The organism is Peribacillus sp. SIMBA_075 (assembly GCF_046534585.1).
The window spans coordinates 1-274 of sequence record NZ_JAWRYN010000549.1; the positions used below are offsets into that span (position 1 = coordinate 1).

Here is a 274-nt window from a genome sequence, read left to right on the forward strand (position 1 = left end):
GGGGCGCGCGTGAAATAGCCATCTTTTACGTCATTGAACAGCTTTTTCGCTTCGTTTCTCCGCGCTTTTGCTTGTTCTGCCAATTGCGGGTCGCAGCTATCCTTTTTCACAGTAGCCAACCGTTCCCATTTAATGTTTCGCGCGTATGCGTGAAGCGACGCCCAGGATTCGTCCAGTGCATCGAGTGCGGCACGGATCAGCGTGGCGTCCATCCGGAAATTCTCTTCCAGTATATTCGGCCCGTCCGGTTGTGTGGCCAATTCCCATCCTTCAT

General features: G+C 53.3%; 1 protein-coding gene. It reads right to left on the reverse strand.

Annotated elements, in window-relative coordinates; genetic code table 11:
* Positions 1 to 260 (reverse strand): hypothetical protein (locus tag SB775_RS29355; protein ID WP_410864757.1); only part of this gene is annotated, 260 nt, incomplete at its 3' end.
* Between the last annotated feature and the right edge of the window lie 14 nt (positions 261 to 274).